The sequence below is a fragment of the Bradyrhizobium sp. USDA 4341 genome (assembly GCF_054063755.1).
This window is the reverse complement of the sequence record NZ_JBSSGO010000002.1, coordinates 3,315,515-3,336,005: the sequence shown is the minus strand read 5'-3', so window position 1 is coordinate 3,336,005 and position 20,491 is coordinate 3,315,515. Positions and strand designations below refer to the sequence as shown.

Genomic DNA, 20,491 nt, shown 5'->3' with positions numbered 1-20,491 from the left:
GGGACAAGACCGGCGCATGTCATGTCAACAGGGAGAGTGCGCGCCATGATCAAGGTCAGTGTGATGTATCCGAACAATCCAGGCGCACGCTTTGATCACGAGTATTATCGCGACAAGCACATGCCGCTGGTGAAGGCGCGCCTCGGCGATGCCTGCAAATACTACACCGTCGACAAGGGTCTCGCCGGCGGCGCGCCGGGGACGCCCGCAACCTATGTCGGGATGTGCCACATCTTCTGCGACTCGGTTGAGGCCTTCGCGGCCGGCATGGGCAAGCACGCCCAGGAGATCATGGGCGACATTCCGAATTACACCGATCTGCAGCCGGTGATCCAGATCAGCGAAGTCGTCGTCGGCCACTGATCGTTTCGATCGAGCGAATCTCGCGACTCCGCTCGCGTCAGAGACGCTTGTGGCCCGGATGGAGCGAAGCGAAATCCGGGATCAGTTCCGCCGCGGGCGCAGTGTTCCCGGATTGCGCTGCGCTCCATCCGGGCTACGTGATTGCATATCCCTCTGCCGCAAGCGGCGGAGGGATACGCTTGGCTCAGAACTTCAGATTGGCGAAGGCCCGCACGCCGAGGCCCGGCATCAGCACCTCGTCCTTGGTGTAGGACACCGAGTTGCGGATGTTCTGGTTGAGCAGATTGTTGCCGACCAGGCCAAGCGTCATCTCGCGCGCGCCGATCCACGACGAATTCAGCTTGGTGTTGTAGGTGATCTCCGCGTTCAGCAAGTTGTATCCCGCGGTCGGGGTCTCGCCGATGACCGCGATGTCGCTCTGCGCGAAGGCGTGCACCAGGTTGATGCGGGTGAACCAGTTGCTGTCGCGCCAGTAGACGCCGCCGCCAAGCCGCACCGGCGGAATCCGTGGCACGTTGCTGCCGTCGGTGAAGGTGGCGCGCACCACGTCGAACTGGTTCTCGATGCCCCAGATGCCGCCGTTGAGCGGGCCGATGTCGAGCTGGCTCTGGAATTCGGCGCCGCGGAAGATGGCATCGCGCTGCGAATAAATCGCCTCCTTCAGGTCAAGCGGCGCGGCCGGATCGGCTGGATCAACACAAGCAGTACTACCGTCGCATGTGTTGCCGTTCAGCCGGCGGAAGATGAAGCCGTTGAACCTCGTGTAATAGCCGGTTAGTTCGAACCGCAGAGGACCCGCCGCCCGCCGCAACCCGACCTCAATCGATTTTGCCGTTTCGATGCCAAGATTGGGATTGCCGATGTCGAACGTGGCGGTCGCGTCGTGTCCGCCGCGCGAAAATAGCTCTGCCGGCTTGGGCGCGCGTTCGACATATTGAGCGGTAACGCTGGCGACCAGATCGTACGGCAGATTCTGGAGCAGCCCGACGCTGGCGCTTTTCGGTGTGAAATGCAGGTTGCGCGGCGTGGCAGGACCAATTGCGTTGGGATCGACGGTGAGATCAAAGACATCGGGTATGAACGCCGGCGTCATTCCGGAGAGATTGACGCGCTCGATGCGTCCGGCGATCTGCGCCTTGGTGGTCTCGCTGAACTTCAGCTCGTTAAAGACATAGCCGGCGACCCTGTTGTTATTGTTCGGATCCCACAAACCGTTGATCGGGCTTCCTAGGTCGTCGGGGCTCGGCGCGGTGAGTTCCTGATGGCCGGCCTGCAGGCCGAACGCCGTGGTGACCGCCGCAAAGCGGGCATTAAACGGCATCATCTGCACTTCGAGCCGGCCTTCCTGTTCCTTGTTGGTGAAGGTCTGCCGGATGCCGAGGGTCGAAGGATCGGCAGGATCGGCAAGGCCGATCTCGTTGTGGCGATAGTCGGTCGCACCGACCCAGAACCGCACGGCGTCGATTGCAGCCGCATCGGGCCGGTACTCGCCCTTCACCGCGATCTTGGTCTGGTGCGCGTCGATCCGGGTCTGGTGATCGGAACCGTCGATTCCCGGAATGTGATAGAGCGAGTCGTTCTGGGTGATCGACGCACCGATATAGCCGCCCTGGAAGAAATAGGACGCGCCGACCGAGGCACCGTCCGACTGCGTCGCGGAGTTCGGTTGGCGGCCATTCACCGGCCGCGTTTGGTCGAACAGATACGGATAGCTTGGGATGCTGTAGTCGCTGGTGGTGCGGCCATAGACATCGGCATGCACGGCGACATTGCTGCCGCCAGCGTCCAGCAGCATTCCGCCCTCGACGCCGCGATTGACCGAGCTCACCGACGTGCGGGTCTCGACATTGACGCAACCGGGCGCGCCTGTGTCGACCAGCGGCGCCTTCACCGGCAATCCGTAGCTCTGGAACGGCGACGCCGCGCAGGTCGGCATCGCGTCGGGAATGCGGTTGTTGGTGGCGCTCACCACGCCGCCGATCGAAGTCGAGCCGTAGCGCAACGCGGCAGGTCCCCGCACTACCTCGATCTGGTTGGTCGAGAACGGATCGATCGGCACGAAATGATCTTCGCCGAGATCCGAGACGCCGCCGCCGCCGAGGCCATTCTCGACAATGCCGACGCGGTTGACGTCGAGGCCGCGGATGATCGGCCGGCTCGATGCGCCGGGCGCGAAGCTCGAACCGGTGATGCCGGGTTTCGAGAACAAGAGATCGCCGAGCGTGGCGCCGCCGGAGCGCCGCAGTTCCTCATTGGGCACCACGGTGACGGTTGCGAACTGGTCGGTGACGACGGGCAGCACGCCCTGCTGTGGTGCGGGCGCCGGTGCCGCTTGCGCCGGTTGCACGGCTGCGGCGCGTTCGCGGTTGCGGCTAGGCGCAGCCCGGACGACGTGAACCGGCGCGCGCGTCGGCGCGGTGCGGTGCCGCTGGATCGGGCTTGGCGCCGTCACCGTGATGTCAGGGAGTTGCGTCGGCGGGTCATCGGCCAGCGCGCCGCCATGCATTGCGCCGAGCAGCAGCCAGCTCGCGCCTCCGATGTGGAGTGCTCGTTTCTTCTGAAGTGTCATTGTCCCGATCCAGGTGCCGTCGAAATGACGGATCGATCCCGATTTGCCCTGCTGAAGCAGGCCGCAACTGTGACGCGGCCGTCCGCTCAGGGCGTGCAGCAATCAGTCGATGTCAGGACAAAGGAGGTGCGCGGGAGTGGAAGGCCGCAGGCGCCGACTTCAGATGGACGAATTCGGCATTGGTGGTGCGGAACAGAAGCTCGACGGCTTCCGGCAGCAATAGCACCGGCGGCGCCGTGAACAGCATGCTGCTCGCGAGCGAGATGACGGTGCAGATCGCGCAATGATCCGCCGGATGCCGGCCGTTGTCGTGCTTGGTGGGCGGCTCGGTCCCGGTCACCTGGACCGCGAGGTCCGGCGTCGCCGAGGTCCCGATATAGGCGAGATCGAGCAGCGACAGGCCGGTCTGGACCGCGGGCGCCGGTTGCGCGGCCGCAATGGGGTGGAAGTGCCCGAACGACAGCACGAACTGGACGGCGAGCGCGAATAGCGCCAGCCGCGAGCCAGTCTTGATGCGTCTCCGGAACCACTTCATGCGATAGCGCCCACCCACGGAAGCGCGCGAATACCCCGGCGGTCCCGATGTTACATTATAACATCGGATGGCGGACGCGATGTCAACCAACGTTCAGACACACTGTGTCGATGTGTTGCCGGTGTGTGTTTGCCGCAACGCAGACGCGAGCCCGACCGGGGCTCAGCGTCCCTCACGCAGCCAGGTTGCCGCGAATGCGCCGAGCAACAGCAGCAGGCCGACCAGGCCGGCGAACATCGGCAGCACGCCGACGCCCTTGACCACGCTGGCGTCGCGCATCTTGACGCCGAGCCAGCCGTCGCCGCGGAAGATCGTCGACGCGCGCACCGGTACGATGCGCGGCATGTCGAGGCTCGATCCGTCGACGATGCGCCGTGCGTCGCCGCCGGACGCCTGCGCCAGCGGCTTCAGCATGTCGGTGGTCGAGGTGACCTCCGAGAATTCCTTCGGGTTGGTCGGGCCGACATTGATCAGCGCCTTCAGCGTGCCGTCGGTGGCCTGCCACAGACCGAGCTCGCTCGCGGGCAACGTGGCGCGCCACTCGCCGGGATCGCCTGCGGTCAAGGTCAGTTCATGCGTGGCGCCGCTCGGCGACGTGACGGTGACCGGCGCGACGGTGTCGGCCATGGTCTGCCGCACCACCATGAGGTCCTTGCCCTGCACCTGCATGCGCAGCGCCTCTTCGTCGAGGTCGGGCTGCTTCATCAGCCAGTGCGACACCCGCCGCAACAGATCGAGATGCGGTCCACCGCCTTCATAGCCGCGCGCCCACAGCCAGATCTGGTCGGAGAGCAGCAGCGCGACGCGGCCTTCGCCGAACCGCGACAGCAGCAGCAGCGGCTTGCCGTCGGCGCCGGTCATGACCGGCGGGTTGATCGCGTTGCGGGTGTCGACGGTGCGGAAGAACCGGCTCCAATGCGGCGGCTCGGCGTTCGAGCCTTCCAGCCCGCGCGTCACCGGATGGCGTTTCCCGGCATCGCTCAGATGCGCGTAGAACGGCTTCTCGGTCACGCCGACCGGCTCGGCCGGCAGCACCGAATCCAGCGGTGTGCGCCAGATGCTGGTGGTCGAGGCGTAATCGGGACCGGCCGAGACCAGCACCGCGCCGCCGGAGCGGACATAGCGCGCGATGTTGTCGAAATAGGCGATCGGCAGCACGCCCTGACGGGCGTAGCGGTCGAAGATGATCAGCTGGAATTCGTTGATCTTCTGCTGGAACAGCTCACGGGTCGGAAACGCGATCAGCGACAGCTCGTTGATCGGCGTGCCGTCCTGCTTCTCCGGCGGACGCAGAATGGTGAAGTGGACGAGATCGACGCTGGGGTCGGACTTCAAGAGATTGCGCCAGGTGCGCTCGCCGGCATGCGGTTCGCCCGACACCAGCAGCACGCGCAGCTTATCGCGCACGCCGTCGATCGCCACCACGGCGCGGTTGTTGACCGGCGTCAGTTCGTTCTCGAGCGGCGAGGCCTCGATCTCGACGATGTTGGGCCCGGCATGCTTGATGTCGATGTCGACACTCGAGGTCTGGCCGCTGCTCAGCGTGCGCTCGTTGATGACCTCGCCGTCGCGGCGGATCGTGACCTTGGCGCGCTCGCCGGTGACGCCCTGGTCGTCGAGCCGGTAGGTGATGGTCTGGGTCTGGCCGACGATGCCGAAGCGCGGCGCCGCCGTGATCGCGATGCGGCGGTCGCGCTCGTCCTTGCGGCCGGTGATCAAGGCGTGCACCGGTGCCTGGAAGCCGAGCGCCTGGGCGTTGGCGGGAATATCGTGCACGCGGCCGTCGGTGATCATGAACGCGCCGGCGACCCGCTCGACCGGAACATCCGACAGCGCCGACGTCAGCGCGCCGAACAGTTTGGTGCCGTCGGTTTCGCCGTCGGCCTGGCCGGCCTCGACGACCCGGACCTCGAGGCCCTTGATCTGCTTCAGGCTGTCGACCAGCGCCTGCCGCGCCTTGTCGGTCTCCTGGTTGCGCGTGCCGAAATTCTGGCTCGGGCTCTTGTCGATCACGACGGCGGCGACCGAGGTCAGCGGCTCGCGGTCCTCGCGGGTGAAGGAGGGATTGGCCAGCGCAAGCAGGATCAGCGCCAGCGCGGCGACACGCACCGCGGCGCCGCGCGCGCGTGACAGCAACAGCAGTGCCGCGATGACGACGATCGCGCCGAGCGCGATCCACAGCACGATCGAGGGAACCAGCGGTGTGAACGCGATACCGTAGTTCATGGCTTGCTTCTATTCGTTGTGAGCATGATCTGTTCGGAAAACCGGTTCCCACTTTTCCGGATCATGCTCATTGTCCCAGCCGCTCGATCAAGGCAGGCGCGTGCACCTGGTCGGCCTTGTAGTTGCCGGTCAGCGTGTACATCACGATGTTGACGCCGGCGCGGAAGGCGAATTCGCGCTGGCGCGGTTCGCCCGGCGTCAGCGGCAGCATCGGCTGCCCGTCGGGACGGATCGCCCAGGCGCCGGCGAGGTCGTTCGACGTGATGATGATCGGCGAGACGCCGTCGCCACCGCGCGCCGGGCGCTGCGCAGCCTCCTCGTCGTCCTCGCGCGGCAGCGCCTCGACCCAGGTCTGGCCCGTGTTGAATCGGCCGGGGAAGTCGCGCAGCAGATAGAACGTCTTGGTCAGCACGTGCTCGCGCGGCACCGGCTCGAGCTCGGGCACGTCGAGGGTCGACAGCAATTCGCGCAGCGTCTGCATGCCCGGCGTCTGCGACGCGCCATTGTCGCCCGGCGGCGCCTCGACAGCGTCGCGGGTGTCGAAGATCACGGTGCCGCCCTGCTTCATGTAGGCGTCGATCTTGTTGATGGCGTCCTGCGCCGGCTTCGGCGCGCCGGGCACGATCGGCCAGTAGATCAGCGGGAAGAATGCCAGCTCGTCGCGCGCGGGATCGATGCCGACGGGATCGCCGGCTTCCAGCGCAGTGCGCTGCCCAAGGAACAGCGTCAGTCCGGACATCCCGGCCTTGACGATGGAATCGACGTCGGCATTGCCGGTGACGACATAGGCCAGCCGCGTCTGCGACACCGCCTTGATGGCGAAGTCGTCGCTGCTGGCGTTCTGGGCGCGCGTCGGTGACGGCACCATCATGGTCGCAAGGACGAAGGCCAAGGCAAGCACCGCGGGCGCGGCGCGGCGCCGGATCAGCGCGGCAAGGCCGCCGCCGAGCATCGCCACCACGATCGCATCGAGCAGGAACAGCGCCAGCGCCGTCGACAGCATGATGCCGCGCAGGTCACGCGGCTCGGTATTGGTGTAGGTCGCATGCTTCGCGCGCAGGCCGGAGGTGTCGAGCGGCGCAATGCGGTCGGCGGAGGCGAGCGTGTTGACCGCGATCGGGCTCTCGGCGGTGCCGTAGAAGCCGGGCGGATGGTCCGCGGTGCCGCGGTCGCGATAGTCAGCCGACATCGGCTTGGCGGTCGAAGGCGGCGGGCCGAAGGCGCCGAAGCCGTCGAGCGTGCGCAGCGGCGCCACCGTCTCGGCGTTGGGATCGCTGGCGACGCCGGGGCCGGGCTTCGAGGTGTAGCCGGACATGTCGATCAGCCGGCGCAGCATCTCGACGAAGGTGCCGGACATCGGCAGATCGGACCAGCGCATGTCGGCGCCGACATGGAACAGGCTGACCACGCCCTTGCCGCGATGCTCGCCGGTGACGAGCGGCGTACCGTCTTCCAGCGAGGCCCAGCTCTTGGTCGCGAGCACGGCGTCGGGCTCGGCCAGCACCTGGCGACTGACGGTGATGTCCTTCGGCACGGTGAGGCCAGTGAACGGGCCGTCGGCGGCGAACGAGGCCATGTGTTGCGGCTTCTCCCAGGTCAGGCTGCCGCCCAGCGTGCGTCCGCCGCGGCGCAGCTTGACGGGAACGAGGTCGTCATCGGCCTGGGCGAGGCGAGGGCCTGCGAAGCGCACCAGCACGCCGCCTTGCTCGATCCAGGCATTGAGCCGGTCGCGGATCTCCGGCGACAGCGTGCCGACATCGGCCATCACGATCATCGGCAGCCGCTGGTCGAGGAATTGTCCGATCACCTGCTGCGGCGCGCCGCGATCGCCGAGCCTGACGTCGGCGAAGGGCGACAGCGCGCGGGAGAGATAGAAGGTCGAAGCCAGCAGCGGCTGCGCGGTGTCGTTGCTCGCGCCCGAGACGACGCCGATGGCGCGGCGGCGCCAGCGCCGGTCGAGCAGCTGCACGGCGCCGGCCGAATGCTCACCGGAGATTTCGAGCCGCGCGATGTCGTTGCGCAGTTCGATCGGAAGATCGAAGGCGGCTTCGGTCTCGCGCTCCTGCGGGCCGAATGCGTAGCGGGCCTCGCCGATCGGCGAGCCCTTGGCGTCGACCGCGCGCACCGTACCAGCCGCGATGCCGCTCTCGGTGCGCAGCACCTTCACCGTCATCTTGGCGGCGGCGTTCTCGGCCGCGACCAGCGCCTGCGCGGATTGCGCGCCGCCCGCATAGATCGTCAGATTGCGGCTCTCGATCACCTTGCCGAGACCTTCGGTGAATTCGCTGCCGCGGCCGGTGTCGACGCCGTCGGACAGCCAGGCGATATCGCAGTCGCCGGTCGATTTGAGGAAACGTTCCAGCGTCGCCAGGGTTTCAACGCGATCGATCGAGTAGGGCTTTGGCGCAAGCTGGCGCAGCGCGACGCGCGCGGCGCCGGCCGGCATCAGCGTGATGTCGCGCGTGGGCTCGGACAGCGGCACCAGCGCGACGCCGCGACGGTCGCTGTCGGCATTGGTGACCAGCTCGTCCGCGGCCTTGATCCGCGCATCCCAGCTCGAGGCCGCGCTCCAGCCGTCGTCGAGCAGGATCACCAGCGGCTGCTTGCCGGCGGCAACGCCGGTCTGCGGATTCCAAATCGGTCCGGCGGCGGCGAAGATGACCAGCGCGGCGGCGGCGAGCCGCAGCAGCGTCAGCCACCACGGCGTGCGCGACGGCGTCTCCTCCTTGGGCGCGATGTCGAACAGCAGCCGCGTCGGCGGGAATTCGATCCGGCGCGGCCGCGGCGGCATCACACGCAACAGCCACCACAGCACCGGCAGGCTGACCAGCCCCAATAGCAGCAATGGTTCGGCGAAGGAGAGCGGGAGGCCTGCGATCATGCGCTGCGTCCCGCCTTGACGGTTGAGCGGCCGCCGCCCTTGCTCACCATCATGCCGGCATGCAGGAACAGCAGCAGTTCGGCCGCGGAGCGGCTTGTGGTGTGGGTCGAGAACAGCCAGTCGAGCCGGTTGGTCTCGGCACGGATCTGATCGCGATGCAGCGCGACGCGGGCGACATAGTCGCTCGCCCAGCTCTCGGCGCGGCCCGCGGTGATGACGCTGCCGGCCTCCGGCTCGACGAATTCGACGCGGCCCGAATAGGGGAAGGTCTCTTCGGCGGGATCGACGACCTGGATCATCGTGCCGTGCGCGCCCGACGAGGCGAGCCCGGCCAGCATGGTCGTGATCTCCGCGATCGGCGACCAGAAATCCGACAGCACGACGACTTCGGCCAGCGACGACGGCACGAAGGACGGCGGCAGGCTCGCGCGCGTCTTCTCGTCGTGCAACATCGCTTCCGCCATCTTGTCGATCACGTTGAGGCTTGCGGTCGGGTTCAGCAGGCCGGGAATGCCGACGCGTTCTCCGCCCGCAACGAGCAGCTCGGCAAGCGCGAAGGCGACGATCAGTCCGCGTTCCAGCTTGCTGTCGCGGGCTTCGCGCGAGGCAAAGGCCATCGAGGGCGAGCGGTCGGGCCAGATCCACACCGTGTGCGCGGCCTCCCACTCCTGCTCGCGGACATAGAGATGGTCATCGCGTGCCGAGCGGCGCCAGTCGACGCGCTGCGACGGCTCGCCGGAGACGAAGCGGCGATATTGCCAGAAATTCTCGCCCGAGCCGGCGCGGCGGCGGCCGTGCAGGCCATGGATGACGTTGGCGGCGACACGGCGGGCCTCAAGCACAAGACGCGGCAGCGATGCGGCGAGCGTTCGGCTTTCGCCATCGGCACGTCGAACCGCCAGGATCTCCTCGTTCTGGTGCCTGTTGTCTGCCGCCATCAACCGATCCGCGTCTTCAACTGCTTGATCACGTCAGGAATGGTGCGGCCCTCGGCGCGCGCCGAGAAGGTCAGCGCCATGCGGTGCTTGAGCACGGGCTCGGCGAGATCGAGCACGTCGTCGATCGACGGCGCGAGCCTTCCGTCGAGCAGCGCGCGGGCGCGCACCGCGAGCATCAGCGACTGGCTGGCGCGGGGACCGGGTCCCCATGCGATCAGCTTGCCGGCTTCGCCGCCCTCGGTGCCAGGGCGCGCGGCACGCACCAGCGTCAGGATCGCCTCGACCACGGAATCGCCGACCGGCAGGCGGCGCACCAGGCGTTGCGCCGTGATCAGCGTCTCGGCGTCCATCGACGCCTTGGCGAGCGTCTCATCGGCACCGGTGGTTTCGAACAGGATGCGCCGCTCGGCGTCGCGATCGGGATAGTCGACGTCGATTTCCATCAGGAAGCGGTCGAGCTGCGCCTCGGGCAGCGGATAGGTGCCTTCCTGCTCGAGCGGGTTCTGCGTCGCGAGCACGTGGAACGGCTTCGGCAGATCGTGCCGCGCGCCGGCAATGGTGATGTGCTGCTCCTGCATGGCTTGCAGCAGCGCCGACTGGGTGCGCGGGCTGGCGCGGTTGATCTCGTCGGCCATCAGCAGCTGCGCGAACACCGGACCCGAGATGAAGCGGAACGAACGCTTGCCGGCCGAGCTCTCGTCGAGCACTTCGGCGCCGAGAATGTCCGACGGCATCAGGTCGGGCGTGAACTGGATGCGCTTGGCGTCGAGACCGAGCGTGACGCCGAGCGTTTCGACCAGCTTGGTCTTGGCGAGACCGGGGACGCCGATCAGCAGCGCGTGGCCGCCGGACAGGATCGTCACCAGGGTGTTCTCGATCACCTGGTCCTGGCCGAAGATGACGGTGGCGACCGCTTCCTTGGCAGCCTTGATCTGGCCCGCGACCTGCTCGGCCGAGCGGACGATCACATCTTCCAGTTTTTCGACGCTGTCTGCACCGGCCATTCGATCCGCTCCTTCTTGACGATGCGCTCGATTCTCGCGTCGTCACCACATGGACCGCATGCTAAACCTATGCGAAGGCCATGTATTCGTTGAATTAAACTATCCCCACCTTATCGGTATTTCAGGGTATGAACGGCATCACGATGTGGCGAGAATGACATCCCGACCACATCTCAGGATACGTGCACCAAATGTGCCAGATTGAGGGTTGGAAACTTCAGGGCAAACAATGGCGAAGCAAGGGCAGAGCGATTCCGGCAGTGAAACTACGGGGCTCGAAACGAAGGCCCTCGGAGGCAAGGGCCTCGAAGGGCTGACCACTGCCGCCAATCAAGCCGCGACATCGGCTCCGGCCGGCCGCAAGGGCCTGCCGCCGGTTCATCTATGGAATCCGCCGTTCTGCGGCGATCTCGACATGCGAATCGCGCCCGACGGCACCTGGTTCTACATGGGAACGCCGATCGGACGCCCCGCGCTGGTGCGGCTGTTCTCCACGATTCTGAAGCGTGAGGACGGCAAGCACTTTCTCGTGACACCGGTGGAGAAGGTCGGCATCCGCGTCGACGACGCGCCGTTCCTTGCGGTGGAAATGCAGACGGAGGAAGACGCGCGCGGCCGTTTGCTCCGGTTCCGCACCAATGTCGACGACTGGGTCGATTGCGAGAAGGGCCACGGCCTCAGATTCGAGGCTGCCGAGGATGGCGGATTGACGCCCTATCTGCATGTCCGCGCCGACCTGTGGGCCAAGGTCACCCGCGCGCTCTATTACGATCTGGTTGACATGGGCGAGGAGCGGATGGTCGATGGTCAGGAGATGTTCGGCATCGAGTCCGGCGGCGAATTTTTCGCGATGGCCGATGCCAGCCAGGTGAGGGGCGCACTTTGAACGAGCCGTTGCTGAAGGTGAAGCCGGCGACGATCAGCTCGACGGAATTCTTCGCGCGAGCCCGCACGCGGCTCGATTTCGAAGTGCCGCCGGGCCTGGTCGATCCGCATATCATTCCGCGCACCGGAGATTCCGGCAACGATCGCATGCTCGAGATCGTCGCGCAGGAGCAGCCGGTGCGGCCGGCCGCGGTGCTGATTCCGGTGGTCGATCATCCCGAGCCGACCGTGCTGTTGACGCAGCGCTCGCCCAATCTGTCGAGCCATGCCGGTCAGATCTCGTTTCCCGGCGGCAAAATCGACGCCACCGATGCCTCGCCGCTCGATGCGGCGCTGCGCGAAGCCTGTGAAGAAGTCGGGCTGAAGCGGGAATTCATCGACCCTGTCGGCTATCTCGACCTCTATGGCACCGCGTTCGGCTTCCGCATCCTGCCGACGGTCGCCAGGGTGAAGCCGGGATTTACCTTAGAGATCAACGAGGCCGAGGTCGTCGATGCGTTCGAGGTGCCGCTCGCTTTCCTGATGAACCCCGAGAATCATCAGATCCACACCAAGGAATTCCGCGGCATGGACCGGTCCTACTACGCGATGCCGTTCGCCGAGCGCTACATCTGGGGCGCGACCGCCGGCATCCTGCGGGTGCTGTATGAGCGGATCTACCTGTCATGATCCGCACGGTGTTGACCGAGGTCGGAATCTTCCTGATCCCTTTCGCGGTCTATGCCATCTTCCTCATCGCGACGCGGTCCGGCGTGACGGTGCCGACATCCTGGCCGCTCGACATGATCGCGAAGCTGACGCTGGCGGCGCTGGTGCTGGTCATCGTGAGCTTCGTGCTGCTCGCCGAATTGACCGGTGCGCCGCCGAACTCGACCTACGTTCCCGCCCATATCGAGAATGGCAGGCTGGTGCCGGGAGCTGAGAGATGAGCGAGGTGCGCCTGTTGTCCGACGCGCCATGGCTCGCTTCGGGGCCCGCGGCGCGCGTGCTCGGCCTGCTCAATGCCGACGGCGAGGAAGCGCGGGTGATCGGCGGCGCCGTGCGCAACGCGCTGATGCGGATTCCGCTCGCCGACATCGACATCGCCACCACGGCATTGCCGGAGGAGGTGATCCGCCGTGCCAAGCGGGCGGCCATCAAGAGCGTGCCGACCGGCATCGAGCACGGCACCGTGACCCTGGTCGTCGACGGCCATCCCTTCGAGGTGACGACGCTGCGCGAGGACACCGAGACCTATGGCCGCAAGGCCAAGGTGGCGTTCGGGCGCGACTGGGTGCGCGACGCCGAGCGGCGCGACTTCACCATCAACGGTCTGTCGGTCGACGCTTCGGGCGTCGTGCATGATCACGTCGGCGGTCTCGCCGACATCGAAGCGAGGCGCGTGCGCTTCATCGGTGATCCCGCGCAGCGGATTGCCGAGGATTATCTGCGCATCCTGCGCTTCTTCCGCTTCCACGCCGCCTATGGCGCAGGCGAGGTCGATCGCGCCGGCTATCTTGCCTGTATCAGCGGGCGCGCCGGACTTGCCGGCCTCTCGGCCGAGCGCATCCGCATGGAGATGCTCAAGCTAGTGGTCGCGAACGGCGCCGCCGGCGCGGTGGTCGCGATGGGCGATGGCGGGTTGTTGCTGCCGCTGTTCGGCGGCGTCGCCTATACCGGGCCATTCGCGGCGATGATCGAGATCGAGCAGCTGATGGCGCTTAAGCCGAGCGCGACGCGCAGGCTGGCCGCGCTGACGGTCGCCGTGACCGAGGACGCGCGGCGGATCGCAAGCCGGCTGCGGCTCTCCAACGCCGAAGCCAAGGCGCTCGACTCGATGGGCCATCGCTGGTGGCGCCTGCCCGGCATGGACGAGGCGCGTGCCAAGCGCAGGCTCTACCGGCTCGACGAGGAGCCGTATCGCGACCGGCTGCTGCTCGCCTGGGCGCGAACCGGCGCGGACCGCGATGTCGATCAATGGCGCGCGCTCGCCACGCTGCCGCAACGCTGGCGCGCGCCTCACTTTCCGTTGCGGGCGTCGGATTTCATCGCGCGCGGGATTGCCGAAGGACCGGCGCTGGGGCACGTCCTGACCCTGGCTGAGGATGCCTGGCTAGCCGCGGATTTTCCGCTCGATCCGCAAGTGTTGTCTGGCATCGCCGACCAGACCGTTTCCCGTTTCACCCGCGACCATCGGCTCTAGATTTTCTTGCCGGGTTTCTCGCCGGATTTTCTTGCCGGCATCTCGATGCCGCCGTGATCATCGGCGGCACGGTGACGATTGGCTGAACGACGATTGAACTTCGTGTGGAGACGATGCCGCCGGCATGTGCCAGGCAGCATCGCGCCAACAGATCTCAAGCCGCCTTACGCTTCTTCTTGCGGTCGCCGTCGTCGTCCTCGTCGTCCGCTTCTTCCTCGTCGTCGTCTTCGTCCTCGTCGTCTTCCTCTTCATCGTCTTCCGGATCGATTTCGGCCGACTCGAGTGCGACGAGCGGCAGGGTCTCGCGAAACAGGTCGCCGTCCGTGCCCATCCACAGGCACTCGACCTTGTCCTCGTCGACCTCCACCACCGTGATCGGATGGCCGCCGGATTTCAGCATGACGACATCGCCTGGTTTCAGTTCCATGATTTTCCCTCCGCGCTGGATGACGCGGACGGCAAGCTAGCGACCGGTGATGACAGTCCGATCACGGCCGGCGCCTGGCGCGGTGGATTTGCGGTGAAAACAGAAGCTGCGTTATTTGCGCGCGGCCGGAACCAGTTCGGTCAGCGAGCGGATGATGCGGTCGGGCTTGATCGTCGATCCCGGCGGCAGCCCGACACCGTGCACGTCCATCCAGATCGCGTAGATGCCAAGCCGCTGCGGCGCCACGACTTCCCACTCCAGATTGTCGCCGATCATCCAGGTATCAGATGCGGTGACGCCGAGTGCCTGCATCGCGTGCAGATAGGCGCGCTCCTCGGGCTTGCCGAAGCCGTGCTCGCCCTCGATCTGGATGTGATCGAAGCGATGGCCGAGCGCGAAGCGCTCGACCTTGGCGCGCTGCATGTCGGCGGCGCCGTTGGTGACCAGTGCGAGCTTGATGCCGAGCGCCTTGAACGCATCGATCGCTTGATGCGCGCCAGGGAAGACGAACATCTCCTCCTCGCGATAGGCGGTGAAGCGATCGGCGATGCGGTCCGCGAGATCGTCCGGCAGCGCACGGTGGCCGGCCGCCGCAAGCTGAGCGAAGCCGCCCTTCACGGTGAGCCGCCGCGCCTCGCCGAGCTTGATCCGCCAGATCGGCTCGGCGGTCGACCAGAATTGCCGTGCAGAAGCCAGCAGCGCGGTCGCGACCATGTCCGGGGGCAGGGGAGCGAGCTCCGCGGCGAACTCGGTAGTGATCGTGTTCCAGGCGATCTCGGGACGTCCATAGGCCGACAGGATGGTGTCATCCATGTCGATCAGCATCGCGCGCGGCAGGTTCATTACGGCCATTTCACCTCCGGCGGCAGCGACGACAGGATCGAATCGACATTGCCGCCGGTCTTCAGGCCGAAGATGGTGCCGCGATCGTAGAGCAGGTTGAACTCGACATAGCGCCCGCGGCGGATCAGCTGCTCGTCGCGATCCTGCGCGCTCCAGGCGGCCTCGAAATTGCGCCGCACCAGGTCGGGATAGATCTTGAGGAAGCTGCGCCCGACGTCCTGGGTGAAGGCGAGGTCGGCTTCCCAATCGCCGCTGTCGTGCCAGTCATAGAAGATGCCGCCGATGCCGCGGGCTTCCTTGCGGTGTGGCAGATAGAAATAGTCGTCGCACCATTTCTTGTACTTGTCGTAGTCGGCGACGCCGTTCGGCCCGCTGCAGGCCGCTTTCATCGCGGCATGGAAGGCGACCGTATCGGGGTCTTCCTGGGTGCGTCGCCGGTTCAGCACCGGCGTCAAATCGGCGCCGCCGCCGAACCAGGCCTTGGTGGTGACGACGAAGCGGGTGTTCATGTGCACGGCGGGTACGTTCGGATTGCGCAAATGCGCGATCAGCGAAATGCCCGAGGCCCAGAACCTCGGATCGTCGGCGGCGCCGGGAATCTGCGCGCGGAATTCGGGAGCGAACTCGCCATGCACGGTCGAGCAGTGCACGCCGACCTTCTCGAACAGCCGGCCCTTCATGATCGACATCACGCCGCCGCCGCCGGGCTTGCCGGTATGGTCGGTGCGATCCCAGGGGGTGCGCACGAACCGGCCGGCATTGCCGGGATAGAGCGCTGCGGGGGCATCGTCCTCGAGCTTCTCGAAGGCCGCGCAGATGTCGTTGCGCAACGCTTCGAACCAGCTGCGCGCACGCGCCTTGCGGTCTTCGATGATGGTGGGATCTGTTGGCAGCATGGCTAACCTTGCGGGCCGAAATAGGTGCAACTCTCGTTGCAGCTGTCGCGATGGACGCTGACGCGGGTCAGCTTGCCCGCGTGTTGCAGCCGCTCCCAGATGAAGCGTGAGAGATTCTCCAGCGTCGGGACGCCGATCGCCTCGATCTTGTTGAGGAACTTGTGGTCGAGCGTCTTCTGCACCTCGGCCATGGCGCGTTCGAGCAGGCCGAGATCGACCACCATGCCGGTTTTCGGATCGGGTGTGCCGCGGACGGTAACCTCGGCTCGAAACGAGTGACCGTGGATCTCCTCGCTGGCAGTGCCAAAGGTCGTTCCGGATAGCGCATGCGCAGCCTCGAACCGAAACGCTTTCGTCAATTCCCACATCTCGTTCAACAATCCAGTTCTGTCTCAGAGCATGATCCGATTGAATCGGATCATGCTCTTAACCTTTTGTTTGGTCGCGTTTTCTTGACGCGAACCGGTTTCCACTTCGCTCGAAAACGCTCCAGTCATCTAATGCCGAGCGTCTTGTGCGTCTGCACGCTGAGGCGCCATTGCGGGTGCTTCAGGCAGTATGCGATCGCCCGCTCGGTATTCTCGATCACGTCGGGGCCGTCCATCGGCTGCAGCGAGAAGCGCTCGAAGGCGAGCCCGGCGAAGTCTTCCGGCGCGTTTTCCGGCTGCGGATAGACCAGCTTGAGTTCGTGCCCCTTGCGCACCACGAGCTCGGATGCGGCCTTGGGGCTGACGCAGATCCAATCGAGCCCGTCGGGCGGGTCGATGGTGCCGTTGGTCTCGATCGCGATCGCAAAGCCGTGGCCGTGCAGGGCCTCGATCAGCGCCGTGTCGACCTGCAGCAGCGGTTCGCCACCGGTCAGCACCACGTAGCGGTCGGCTTCGCCCCCGGTCCACTGCGCAGCGATGGTGCCGGCAAGCTCGGCCGCGTCCGCATAGCGGCCGCCGAGCGTGCCGTCGGTGCCGACGAAATCGGTGTCGCAGAACCGGCAGACTGCGCCGGCGCGGTCCTGCTCGCGGCCGCTCCAGAGATTGCAGCCGGCGAAGCGGCAGAACACGGAGGCCCGGCCCGCATGGGCGCCTTCGCCCTGCAGGGTGAGAAAGATCTCCTTGACTGCGTAGCTCACCAAAAATCCCTTAAGTTACCGAACCGGCAGTTCCTGAACCGGCAAGCCCTGAATCCGTCTGCCGCAGCGCTTCTCCGACTGCCATGGCCGCGGTGACCGCCACATTGAGCGAGCGCAGGGACGGCTTGATCGGAATCAGCAGCCGCGCATCCGCGGCGGCCACGACCGCCTCGGTCACCCCTGCCGTTTCGCGCCCGAAAAGCAGGACATCGGAGGCCGTATACGCGAAATCAAGATAGGATTTCGCCGCCTTGGTCGTGAATAGGACCAGCCGGCATCCGGCATCGGCCCGCCATTCCTCGAATTTCGACCATGAGTCGTGACGCTTCAACCGCACATGGTCGAGATAGTCCATACCCGCCCGGCGGAAATTCCGGTCCGAGGTGTCGAACCCTGCCGGTTCGATGATATGGGCTGCCACGTCCAGGCAGGCGCAGAGGCGCAGAATCGTCCCTGTATTCTGGGGGATGTCGGGCTGGAACAGCGCGATCTGCATGCTGCGGGCGACCTGTGAAATCCGGATGAAATTGTCTCAATAAAACATCGCTTGGCGCGGATTTCGTGCATTGCACGTGTGCGAGCCGATAGCGGGCTTGCGCTCGTCCGGCAAGGGTGCCAATAGAACGATTCTGGACTGCTGTTCCGCCATTTGGGGTGGGGAATAGCGGTTTTCTGCCGCCGCGGGGGCCGCGGGCGCCGGCAGCCTTTCTTGGGGCGCGTTCTGCGTCTCCGGGGCGGTTCCACCGGCTGCAGAAAAGAAAGGGCTAGGAATCGTGACGACAGCGTCTTCGGCGGACCATCCGACACGCCGTGATTTTCTCTTTGTTGCAACCGGAGCTGCCGCCGTCGTCGGCGCAGCCGCGACCGTTTGGCCGCTGGTTGCCCAGATGAACCCGGATGCCGCGACGATCGCGGCCGGCGCGCCGATCCAGGTCGATCTGACGCCGATCGCCGAGGGCCAGGACATCAAGGTCTTCTGGCGCGGCAAGCCGATCTACATCAGCCATCGCACCAAGAAGCAGATCCAGGAGGCCCAGAGCGTGGCGCTCTCGAGCCTGCCCGATCCGCAGCCCGACTCGGCCCGCGTCAAGGCAGGCCACGACCAGTGGCTGGTCGTGATCGGCATCTGCACCCATCTCGGCTGCATCCCGATCGCCCATGAGGGCAATTACGACGGCTTCTTCTGCCCCTGCCACGGCTCGCAGTACGACTCCTCCGGTCGTATTCGCCAGGGGCCGGCGCCCGCCAACCTGCCGGTGCCGCCCTACGCCTTCCTTTCCGACACCAAAATCCAGATCGGCTAAGTCCCGGACCCTCCGGGATTTCGGCTTCCCCTTGGACCCATCGCGTCGTTTTTCTTCTTCAGGATCGCATCAATGAGCGGACCATCTGATTTTCAACCGAGCAACCCCGCTTTGAAGTGGATCGAACGGCGCCTTCCGATCTTCGGCCTCGTCCACTCCTCGTTCGTGGCCTATCCGACGCCGCGCAACCTGAACTACTGGTGGACCTTCGGCGCCATCCTTTCGATGATGCTGGCGCTGCAGGTCCTGACCGGCGTGATCCTGGCGATGCACTACACGCCGCACGCCGATCTCGCCTTCAAGTCGGTCGAGCTGATCGTCCGCGACGTCAATTACGGCTGGCTGCTGCGCAACATGCATGCCTGCGGCGCGTCGATGTTCTTCTTCGCCGTCTACATCCACATGTTCCGCGGCCTCTATTACGGGTCGTACAAGGAGCCGCGCGAGGTGCTGTGGATCCTCGGCGTCATCATCTACCTGTTGATGATGGCGACCGGCTTCATGGGCTACGTGCTGCCGTGGGGCCAGATGAGCTTCTGGGGCGCCACCGTCATCACCAATCTGTTCTCGGCCGTGCCGTATTTCGGCGAGAGCATCGTGACCCTGCTGTGGGGCGGCTATTCGGTCGGCAACCCGACGCTGAACCGCTTCTTCTCGCTGCACTATCTGCTGCCGTTCGTGATCGCCGGCGTGGTCGTGCTGCACATCTGGGCGCTGCATGTCGCGGGTCAGAACAACCCGGCCGGCGTCGAGGCCAAGACCGAGAAGGACACCGTGCCGTTCACGCCGTATGCGACGATCAAGGACGCGTTCGGTGTGTCGTGCTTCCTGATCTTCTTCGCCTGGTTCATCTTCTACATGCCGAACTATCTCGGCGACGCCGACAACTACATCCCGGCGAACCCCGGCGTGACCCCGGCGCACATCGTGCCTGAATGGTACTATCTGCCGTTCTACGCGATCCTGCGCTCGATCCCGAACAAGCTCGCCGGTGTCGCGTGCATGTTCGGTGCGATCATCGTCTTGGCATTCCTGCCCTGGCTCGACAACGCACGAACCCGTTCGTCGAAGTATCGTCCGCTGGCCAAGCAGTTCTTCTGGATCTTCGTGGTGGTCTGCATCCTGCTCGGCTATCTCGGCTCGCAGCCGCCGGAAGGCATCTATGTGATCGCCGGCCGGATCCTGACGGTTTGCTACTTCGCCTACTTCCTGATCGTGCTGCCGCTGCTCGCCCGTATCGAGACGCCGCGCCCGGTGCCGAACTCGATCGCCGACGACGTGCTGGCGAAGAGCAAGGGCAGGGCCGCGACCGCAGCCTCCGTCATGCTTGCGCTGGTGGTGGCTGGCGGCCTGTTCGCCGGCAGCACCCAGAACGCCAAGGCCGAGGAGGGCGGCGACGCCCCGCCGGCCCAAAGCTGGTCGTTCTCCGGCCCTTTCGGCAAGTATGATCGCGGCTCGCTGCAGCGTGGCCTGAAGATCTACAAGGAAGTCTGCTCGGCCTGCCACAGCCTGAATTACATCGCATTCCGCAACCTGGCTGATGCCGGCGGCCCCGGCTATTCGGAAGCGCAGGCGGCAGCTCTCGCGGCCGAGTACAAGATCAAGGACGGTCCGAACGACCAGGGCGAGATGTTCGAGCGTCCGGGCCGCCCGGCGGATTACTTCCCGGCGCCGTTCCCGAACGAGCAGGCCGCGCGCGTGGCCAATGGCGGCGCGGCACCGCCGGACCTCTCGCTGATCACCAAGGCGCGGTCCTACAAGCGCGGCTTCCCGCAATTCGTGATCGACTTCTTCAGCCAGTACCAGGAGCAGGGACCGGACTATGTCGACGCCGTTCTGCAGGGCTTCGAGGACAAGGTTCCGGCCGGCGTAACGATCCCGGAAGGCTCGTACTACAACAAGTACTTCCCCGGCCACGCCATCAAGATGCCTAAGCCGCTGTCCGACGGTCAGGTGACCTTCGACGACGGTTCGCCGGCGACGGTGAAGCAGTACGCGCACGACGTCACCACGTTCCTGATGTGGGCGGCCGAGCCGCGCATGGAAGAGCGCAAGCGGATCGGCATGCAGGTGTTCTTCTTCCTCGTGATCTTCGCCATCCTGATGTACTTCACCAAGCGCAAGGTCTGGGCCAACGCCCACTGACCTCAGGTCTCGCGCGTTTGAAAAAGCCCCTTCGGGGGCTTTTTTGTTTTGTGCGTGTTCAAACCCTGGTTCGAGAGAAAGGCGTTTGTGCTTCTGCGGTCATGACGAGTGCGCGAGGGCGCCGCAGGGCGATTGCGTCCGCCACCGAGTACGGACAAAATGCCGGC

19 protein-coding genes are annotated in these 20,491 nt (G+C 65.7%); 7 read left to right on the top strand and 12 right to left on the bottom strand.

Features of this window, described 5'->3' with window-relative positions; genetic code table 11:
* Window positions 1-45: 45 nt before the first annotated feature.
* Window positions 46-363, top strand: a complete 318-nt coding sequence (locus ACVIGB_RS21830; RefSeq protein ID WP_092124536.1) for an EthD family reductase — start codon at window positions 46-48, stop codon at window positions 361-363.
* 184 nt (window positions 364-547) lie between these two features.
* On the opposite strand, the gene ACVIGB_RS21825 is transcribed toward ACVIGB_RS21830, so the two are convergent.
* The 6 genes from ACVIGB_RS21825 to ACVIGB_RS21800 form a co-directional block, all read right to left on the bottom strand.
* Window positions 548-2,932 (bottom strand): TonB-dependent receptor, encoded by a 2,385-nt coding sequence (locus ACVIGB_RS21825; protein WP_456721096.1) that lies wholly within the window; start codon window positions 2,930-2,932, stop codon window positions 548-550.
* 112 nt (window positions 2,933-3,044) lie between these two features.
* Entirely contained in the window at window positions 3,045-3,467 is a 423-nt protein-coding gene (locus ACVIGB_RS21820) for a DUF2946 family protein (RefSeq protein ID WP_456721097.1), read from the bottom strand.
* 162 nt (window positions 3,468-3,629) lie between these two features.
* On the bottom strand, window positions 3,630-5,693 hold the full coding sequence (locus ACVIGB_RS21815) for a hypothetical protein (protein ID WP_456721098.1): 2,064 nt from the start codon (window positions 5,691-5,693) through the stop codon (window positions 3,630-3,632).
* A 67-nt stretch (window positions 5,694-5,760) separates the two neighbouring features.
* The gene (locus ACVIGB_RS21810) at window positions 5,761-8,571 is read right to left on the bottom strand and encodes a DUF4159 domain-containing protein (RefSeq protein WP_456725105.1); all 2,811 of its coding nucleotides are present in this window, start codon (window positions 8,569-8,571) and stop codon (window positions 5,761-5,763) included.
* Window positions 8,571-9,512 carry a DUF58 domain-containing protein gene (locus tag ACVIGB_RS21805; RefSeq protein ID WP_420966477.1) on the bottom strand — a complete coding sequence of 314 codons (942 nt, stop codon included), beginning with the start codon at window positions 9,510-9,512 and terminating at the stop codon, window positions 8,571-8,573. The genes ACVIGB_RS21810 and ACVIGB_RS21805 overlap by 1 nt, the downstream gene beginning before the upstream one ends.
* Entirely contained in the window at window positions 9,512-10,516 is a 1,005-nt protein-coding gene (locus tag ACVIGB_RS21800) for an AAA family ATPase (RefSeq protein ID WP_176533166.1), read from the bottom strand. The genes ACVIGB_RS21805 and ACVIGB_RS21800 overlap by 1 nt, the downstream gene beginning before the upstream one ends.
* Window positions 10,517-10,745: 229 nt before the next feature.
* Between ACVIGB_RS21800 and ACVIGB_RS21795 the strand changes: the two genes are divergently transcribed.
* The 4 genes from ACVIGB_RS21795 to ACVIGB_RS21780 are packed head-to-tail and all read left to right on the top strand — an operon-like array spanning window position 10,746 to window position 13,583.
* Window positions 10,746-11,402 (top strand): DUF1285 domain-containing protein, encoded by a 657-nt coding sequence (locus ACVIGB_RS21795; protein WP_456721099.1) that lies wholly within the window; start codon window positions 10,746-10,748, stop codon window positions 11,400-11,402.
* A gap of 32 nt (window positions 11,403-11,434) precedes the next feature.
* Window positions 11,435-12,070 carry a CoA pyrophosphatase gene (locus ACVIGB_RS21790; RefSeq protein ID WP_420971857.1) on the top strand — a complete coding sequence of 212 codons (636 nt, stop codon included), beginning with the start codon at window positions 11,435-11,437 and terminating at the stop codon, window positions 12,068-12,070.
* The gene (locus ACVIGB_RS21785; RefSeq protein WP_456721100.1) at window positions 12,067-12,330 is read left to right on the top strand and encodes a DUF6111 family protein; all 264 of its coding nucleotides are present in this window, start codon (window positions 12,067-12,069) and stop codon (window positions 12,328-12,330) included. Before ACVIGB_RS21790 ends, ACVIGB_RS21785 begins: the two co-directional genes overlap by 4 nt.
* Complete coding sequence (locus ACVIGB_RS21780; RefSeq protein WP_456721101.1) at window positions 12,327-13,583, top strand: CCA tRNA nucleotidyltransferase; 1,257 nt, start codon at window positions 12,327-12,329, stop codon at window positions 13,581-13,583. Before ACVIGB_RS21785 ends, ACVIGB_RS21780 begins: the two co-directional genes overlap by 4 nt.
* Before the next feature lie 154 nt (window positions 13,584-13,737).
* Here ACVIGB_RS21780 and ACVIGB_RS21775 read toward each other — a convergent pair whose 3' ends face one another.
* From ACVIGB_RS21775 to ACVIGB_RS21750, 6 genes are all read right to left on the bottom strand, one after another.
* Window positions 13,738-14,010 (bottom strand): YodC family protein, encoded by a 273-nt coding sequence (locus ACVIGB_RS21775; RefSeq protein ID WP_456721102.1) that lies wholly within the window; start codon window positions 14,008-14,010, stop codon window positions 13,738-13,740.
* A 111-nt stretch (window positions 14,011-14,121) separates the two neighbouring features.
* Entirely contained in the window at window positions 14,122-14,862 is a 741-nt protein-coding gene (locus tag ACVIGB_RS21770) for an HAD family hydrolase (RefSeq protein ID WP_456721103.1), read from the bottom strand.
* Window positions 14,853-15,749, bottom strand: a complete 897-nt coding sequence (gene hemF, locus ACVIGB_RS21765) for an oxygen-dependent coproporphyrinogen oxidase (protein ID WP_456721104.1) — start codon at window positions 15,747-15,749, stop codon at window positions 14,853-14,855. Before hemF ends, ACVIGB_RS21770 begins: the two co-directional genes overlap by 10 nt.
* 2 nt (window positions 15,750-15,751) lie before the next feature.
* Window positions 15,752-16,117, bottom strand: a complete 366-nt coding sequence (locus ACVIGB_RS21760) for a 6-pyruvoyl trahydropterin synthase family protein (RefSeq protein WP_092126881.1) — start codon at window positions 16,115-16,117, stop codon at window positions 15,752-15,754.
* 125 nt (window positions 16,118-16,242) lie between these two features.
* Entirely contained in the window at window positions 16,243-16,875 is a 633-nt protein-coding gene (gene queE / locus ACVIGB_RS21755; protein WP_456721105.1) for a 7-carboxy-7-deazaguanine synthase, read from the bottom strand.
* A gap of 10 nt (window positions 16,876-16,885) precedes the next feature.
* A complete protein-coding gene (locus ACVIGB_RS21750; RefSeq protein WP_456721106.1) occupies window positions 16,886-17,371 on the bottom strand; it encodes a tRNA (cytidine(34)-2'-O)-methyltransferase in 486 nt (161 codons plus the stop codon).
* 277 nt (window positions 17,372-17,648) lie between these two features.
* Between ACVIGB_RS21750 and petA the strand changes: the two genes are divergently transcribed.
* Window positions 17,649-18,179, top strand: a complete 531-nt coding sequence (gene petA / locus ACVIGB_RS21745; protein ID WP_092124547.1) for a ubiquinol-cytochrome c reductase iron-sulfur subunit — start codon at window positions 17,649-17,651, stop codon at window positions 18,177-18,179.
* A 72-nt stretch (window positions 18,180-18,251) separates the two neighbouring features.
* Window positions 18,252-20,324: a cytochrome c1 gene (locus ACVIGB_RS21740; protein WP_456721107.1), complete on the top strand. Its 2,073-nt coding sequence runs from the start codon at window positions 18,252-18,254 to the stop codon at window positions 20,322-20,324.
* The last annotated feature ends 167 nt before the right edge of the window (window positions 20,325-20,491 follow it).

Bases quoted from the DNA above. Each gene is read 5' to 3' on its own strand.
- ACVIGB_RS21775 (WP_456721102.1), bottom strand. From the start codon at position 14,010: ATGGAACTGAAACCAGGCGATGTCGTCATGCTGAAATCCGGCGGCCAT.
- ACVIGB_RS21820 (WP_456721097.1), bottom strand. From the start codon at position 3,467: ATGAAGTGGTTCCGGAGACGCATCAAGACTGGCTCGCGGCTGGCGCTA.
- ACVIGB_RS21815 (WP_456721098.1), bottom strand. From the start codon at position 5,693: ATGAACTACGGTATCGCGTTCACACCGCTGGTTCCCTCGATCGTGCTG.
- hemF (WP_456721104.1), bottom strand. From the start codon at position 15,749: ATGCTGCCAACAGATCCCACCATCATCGAAGACCGCAAGGCGCGTGCG.
- ACVIGB_RS21830 (WP_092124536.1), top strand. From the start codon at position 46: ATGATCAAGGTCAGTGTGATGTATCCGAACAATCCAGGCGCACGCTTT.
- ACVIGB_RS21780 (WP_456721101.1), top strand. From the start codon at position 12,327: ATGAGCGAGGTGCGCCTGTTGTCCGACGCGCCATGGCTCGCTTCGGGG.
- ACVIGB_RS21740 (WP_456721107.1), top strand. From the start codon at position 18,252: ATGAGCGGACCATCTGATTTTCAACCGAGCAACCCCGCTTTGAAGTGG.
- ACVIGB_RS21770 (WP_456721103.1), bottom strand. From the start codon at position 14,862: ATGGCCGTAATGAACCTGCCGCGCGCGATGCTGATCGACATGGATGAC.
- ACVIGB_RS21760 (WP_092126881.1), bottom strand. From the start codon at position 16,117: ATGTGGGAATTGACGAAAGCGTTTCGGTTCGAGGCTGCGCATGCGCTA.
- ACVIGB_RS21785 (WP_456721100.1), top strand. From the start codon at position 12,067: ATGATCCGCACGGTGTTGACCGAGGTCGGAATCTTCCTGATCCCTTTC.
- ACVIGB_RS21800 (WP_176533166.1), bottom strand. From the start codon at position 10,516: ATGGCCGGTGCAGACAGCGTCGAAAAACTGGAAGATGTGATCGTCCGC.
- ACVIGB_RS21825 (WP_456721096.1), bottom strand. From the start codon at position 2,932: ATGACACTTCAGAAGAAACGAGCACTCCACATCGGAGGCGCGAGCTGG.
- ACVIGB_RS21805 (WP_420966477.1), bottom strand. From the start codon at position 9,512: ATGGCGGCAGACAACAGGCACCAGAACGAGGAGATCCTGGCGGTTCGA.
- ACVIGB_RS21795 (WP_456721099.1), top strand. From the start codon at position 10,746: ATGGCGAAGCAAGGGCAGAGCGATTCCGGCAGTGAAACTACGGGGCTC.
- ACVIGB_RS21750 (WP_456721106.1), bottom strand. From the start codon at position 17,371: ATGCAGATCGCGCTGTTCCAGCCCGACATCCCCCAGAATACAGGGACG.